This is a genomic window from Pseudoalteromonas sp. TB51, from assembly GCF_000498055.1.
GTDB classification, from domain to species: domain Bacteria; phylum Pseudomonadota; class Gammaproteobacteria; order Enterobacterales; family Alteromonadaceae; genus Pseudoalteromonas; species Pseudoalteromonas atlantica.
This window is the reverse complement of sequence record NZ_AUTO01000318.1, coordinates 1-3,537: the sequence shown is the minus strand read 5'-3', so window position 1 is coordinate 3,537 and position 3,537 is coordinate 1. Positions and strand designations below refer to the sequence as shown.

Annotated in this window: 3 protein-coding genes; all 3 read right to left on the bottom strand. The window is 41.2% G+C overall.

Annotated elements, in window-relative coordinates; genetic code table 11:
• Nucleotides 1–1,224, bottom strand: a protein-coding gene (locus tag L650_RS23945) for an IS3 family transposase (RefSeq protein ID WP_128081053.1) whose coding sequence is annotated in 2 segments (ribosomal slippage) — nt 1–873 and nt 873–1,224 — 1,225 coding nt annotated over the 2 segments. Because the reading frame shifts where the segments join, the coding sequence is not laid out codon by codon here. This gene is flagged as partial in the annotation.
• Between the two features lie 99 nt (nt 1,225–1,323).
• A complete protein-coding gene (sthA, locus tag L650_RS0119810; RefSeq protein WP_029774151.1) occupies nt 1,324–2,754 on the bottom strand; it encodes a Si-specific NAD(P)(+) transhydrogenase in 1,431 nt (476 codons plus the stop codon).
• 13 nt (nt 2,755–2,767) lie between these two features.
• Nucleotides 2,768–3,537 (bottom strand): acyl-CoA desaturase (locus L650_RS0119805; protein WP_029774150.1); only part of this gene is annotated, 770 nt, incomplete at its 5' end.

Here is a 3,537-nt window from a genome sequence, read left to right as displayed (position 1 = left end):
CTTGGTGCGAAAGCGCCAGGTCTTTTTTATGCACTTGATTTGGTGTTTTCATATCCAAACTTAAGTGCGGTCGCATTTCATTGTATATAAATATCGATTCTTCAACGAGCTGTTTTAACTCTGCCATATTGCGACATTTATACAGTAAAAACTCTTGCTTTAATATCCCGTTAATACGCTCTGCTAATGCGTTTTGATAACAGTCATACCCATCGGTCATCGATGGTCTAATGCCCTCTTTTAATAGCGCATTTTGATATACTTCAGAGCAATATTGTAAACCTCTATCTGAATGATGAATGGCATCACGTTTATATACGCGTTGCTTAATTGTCATTTCTAATGCTCTGACTACATCGGTTGCTTTCATTTCATCACTCAGCTCATAACCCATTATTTTTCGACTGTAAGCATCAGTGACTAACGATAGGTAATGCACGCCTTGCGCTGACTTTACGTATGTAATGTCACTAACGAAGACTTCCTCGGCCGCAGTAGGCATGTATTCCTTTAGTAAATTGGGATGCTTGCGCATCCAATGGTTACTGTTTGTTGTTTTAGTGTAATTTTTCTTTGGTTTTACAAGAAAGTCATGCTCTCTCAAATAATCAAAAAAACAATCACGACCTAGTTTAATGCCACGCTCTTGCAGGTCTGGCTTTATCATCAGATAAAGTTTCTTCCCACCAATACGAGGCATGAATTGCCGCCAGTACATCACTAATTCTTTGACTGGCTCCAATTCTTTATTCCGAGCATCTATTCTGCGCATAGCTTGATAGTAACCTTGTCGCGTTACGCCATATGCACGGCATAACGGAGTAAGCTTTATTTGATGGTTTTCTTTTGCGCGCGTGATAGCTCGGATATGTACTTTTTTCGCAAGCCCGCTCCATATTCTTCATCCATAATATTAATCATTTCATCTTTGATTAAATCCTTTAGGCGTAACTCTTCTATCTCGCGCTCTAAACGTTTAATTTTTTGTGCTGGGGTTTCTTTCGATTTAGGCATGTTGGCTATATAAGTTGGTTTAGACCAATCTAATTTACCATGTTTTCGCAGCCATACCAGAACGGTACTGCGGCCTTGAATACCGTAATGACTTTGCGCTTGTTTATAGGTGAAGTCGCCTTTTTCTACTTGCTCAACAATAGATAATTTAAAGCCTAATGTATAATCTCGCTGAGTACGCTTAACGTCTTTAATTTTAGTGGTTTTCATAAAATAAGTCCTAAATGTGTAAACACATTTCAGGACAAGACATTAATAGCTATTAAAAAGCCCGCTAATTAGCGGGCTTTTTGCTGTGTAGTAATCGGGTTAAGTAAATAATCTATTTAATCCATTTAACGCCGCAACACGGTAGGCTTCTGCCATCGTTGGGTAGTTAAATGTGGTATTTACAAAGTAGTCAACAGTGTTGCCTGCCCCTTTTTGTTCCATGATGGCTTGGCCAATGTGAACAATTTCTGAGGCACGCTCACCAAAGCAATGCACGCCAAGTACTTCTTTTGTTTCACTGTGAAACAATATTTTTAAACTACCAACTTCTGTACCCGCAATTTGCGCACGAGCTAAGTGCTTAAACTGAGCACGACCAACTTCATACGGTACTTTTGCAGCGGTTAGCTGTTGCTCTGTTTTACCTACCGAACTCATTTCAGGAATGGTATAAATACCGGCCGGTATATCTATAATTAGCTTATCTTCGCAATTACCGCAGGCAATAGCATCGGCAGCTATACGGCCTTGATCAAATGCAGCACTCGCTAAGCTTGGGTAGCCAATTACATCACCTACTGCGTAAACGTTGTCTACCTCAGTTTGGTACATTTCGTTGACTTTAAGTTGGCCTCGACCATCGGCTTTTAAACCAATAGCTTCAAGGTTTAGCGTATCGGTATTACCTGTGCGTCCGTTAGCAAATAAAATACAATCGGCTTTTACACGCTTGCCCGATTTTAAATGCATGACAACGCAATCTGAGCGCGTTTCTATACGGTCAAACTCTTCGTTATGACGAATAACAATACCGCTGTTCCAAAAGTGGTAGCTAAGCGCGTCAGAAATTTCTGCATCCATAAAGGCTAATAAGCGGTCGCGTGTGTTTACTAAATCTACCTTAGCGCCTAAGCCTTTAAAGATTGAAGCGTATTCACAGCCAATAACACCCGCACCGTATATAAGTACACGTTGTGGGTCGTGCTCTAGGCCTAAAATAGTATCGCTGTCGTAAATACGTGAATGGCTAAAGTCGACCTCAGGTGGGCGGTATGGGCGTGAGCCAGTAGCAATTACAATGGTTTTAGCGGTAATACGCTCTGCTGAGCCATCAAGGCGCTTAATTTCGACCGTGTGTTTATCTACAAAACTCGCATCGCCTTGGTACATATGAATGCGGTTACGGTCGTAAAAGCTGCTACGTAAGTTTGACTGCTTAGAAATAACAGAACTTGCATGACTTAAAATATCAGGAAACGTTAAGCGGCTAGGGCGCTCGCCAACATTAAAAAGTGGGTTTGCTTTGTATTCAATATAGCGGCTAACCGAGTGGCGTAATGCTTTTGAAGGAATTGTTCCCCAATGTACACAGCCACCGCCAACAGCTTGTTGGCGCTCAATAACCGCTACTTTTTTATCGTTTTTAGATAGGTTCATGGCGGTGCCTTCACCGCCAGGGCCCGTACCAATAATTATTGCGTCATATTGGTAAACTACGGGTGCTTTTTTTTGTTCTGGTTGTTTGGCCACAGCCACTCCTAAATTAATTAAAAGAGGCTTTTAATAACCTCGCATTAAGTGCTAGCCATGCCTGTTTTTGATTTTCCCAGGCGGCTTCCAGCTCATGGTATTGTGTCATTAATGCTGATTGTTCACACTGCTTTGCCATGTTATTTTTTTTAGCTTCTAACACTTGTTTTTGTAGTGAACAGTAATTTTGCAGCTTTTTCAGCAGTAAATCGTACTCTTGTTGTAATAATGTAAGCTTATCTTGCGCTAAAGGCAATTTTGAAAGGCGCGTTTGCGTTTTACTCATTAGCGTTTCGGCTTTGGCTTTTTCTATGCGCTCAACCGGGGTGCGCTTTAATTTACTGGCTAAACCGAGCGCTGCTAAAGAGCGAATCATCCATTTAGTTGGGTCGTAATGAAACCACTTAATACCGTTACGGTAATCGCTTGCAAAAATATGGTGGAAGTTATGGTAACCTTCGCCATAAGTAAATAACGCTAAAAAGCCATTATCGCGCGCAGTGTTTTTTTCAGTGTATGGGCGTGAGCCCCAAATATGAGCCAATGAATTAATGAAAAAGGTAAAGTGCTGGCTCAATACTAAGCGTAATAAACCTGCAAGTAGTAGCATGCCCCACACATCGCCCACTAATAAACCAAGCATAAGCGGTAAACCGACATTCATGGCTATAACAAGCTTTAAGTAGTGTTTATGCTGCCACATAACAATTTTATTGCGCTGTAAATCGCGACAATTACTGTAATCGTTATAACTATCGCCTTGGTAATCACGGAGCATCCAGC